Annotated in this window: 1 protein-coding gene; it reads left to right on the top strand. The window is 65.5% G+C overall.

Annotation, left to right across the window (positions count from 1 at the left end):
• Positions 1-533, top strand: a 533-nt coding sequence (locus BUQ68_RS22640) for a nucleotide sugar dehydrogenase (protein ID WP_139315315.1), incomplete at both ends; no start/stop codon positions are given.

Below are 533 nucleotides of genomic sequence, written 5' to 3'. Positions count from 1 at the left end.
TACCGGCCGCTCTACCTCAACCAGGCCCCTCTCCTCTTCACCACCCGCCGCACGTCCGAACTGATCAAGTACGCAGCGAACGCCTTCCTCGCCATGAAGATCACCTTCATCAACGAGATCGCCGATCTTTGCGAGAAGGTGGGCGCGAACGTGCAGGAGGTCGCCCGCGGCATCGGCCTCGACAACCGCATCGGCTCCAAGTTCCTGCACGCAGGCCCTGGCTACGGCGGTTCGTGCTTTCCCAAGGACACCATGGCGCTGGTGAAGACCGCGCAGGACTATGACAGCCCGGTGCGGCTGATCGAGACGACCGTCGCCATCAACGACAACCGCAAGCGCGCCATGGCCCGCAAGGTGGTCGCCGCCATGGGCGGCGACGTGCGCGGCAAGACGGTCGCCATCCTCGGCCTGACCTTCAAGCCGAATACCGACGACATGCGCGACGCCCCCTCCATCTCCATCATCCAGGCTTTGCAGGACGGCGGCGCCACCATCCGGGCCTTCGACCCGGAAGGCATGGAGGCCTCCAAGGC

This window comes from Mongoliimonas terrestris, from assembly GCF_001927285.1.
GTDB lineage: Bacteria > Pseudomonadota > Alphaproteobacteria > Rhizobiales > Pleomorphomonadaceae > Chthonobacter > Chthonobacter terrestris.
This window is presented reverse-complemented; position numbering and strand designations above follow the sequence as displayed.